Source organism: Paraburkholderia sp. SIMBA_053, assembly GCF_046534895.1.
Taxonomy (GTDB): Bacteria; Pseudomonadota; Gammaproteobacteria; order Burkholderiales; family Burkholderiaceae; genus Paraburkholderia; species Paraburkholderia caledonica.
The window spans coordinates 1-290 of record NZ_JAWRXU010000447.1 but is presented as its reverse complement, the minus strand read 5'-3'; the positions used below and the strand labels follow the sequence as shown (position 1 = coordinate 290).

Annotated in this window: 1 protein-coding gene and 1 pseudogene; both read right to left on the bottom strand. The window is 59.0% G+C overall.

All coding sequences use genetic code 11. The features are described 5' to 3' along the window. Positions 1–201 (bottom strand): dTDP-4-dehydrorhamnose 3,5-epimerase family protein (locus SB753_RS36365; protein ID WP_410804958.1); only part of this gene is annotated, 201 nt, incomplete at its 3' end. Next, a pseudogene (locus tag SB753_RS36360) lies at positions 186–290 on the bottom strand (glucose-1-phosphate thymidylyltransferase); the annotation flags it as partial. The gene SB753_RS36365 and the pseudogene SB753_RS36360, both read right to left, overlap by 16 nt.

The following is a 290-nucleotide window of genomic DNA, read 5'->3' as shown; positions in this document are numbered from 1 at the left end:
AATCTGATAGTGCAAGCCGCGCAGCACGCCTTTCGCGGAACGCGAATGATTGTCCTGCACGAACGTCACGCCAGCCTCGACATGCTCCGCGAATTCCACGGCATTAAAGCTCTCGTAGAAATAGCCGCGCGCATCGCCGAACACCTTCGGCTCGATGATCTTGACTTCGGGCAGCGCCGTAGCGGTTACTTGGATGGCCATGCAACTTGGTCCGTAAGAATGTTTTGCAGATACTGCCCGTAGGCGTTCTTCGCGAGCGGCGCGGCGAGCGCGAGCAACTGCTCGGCGAC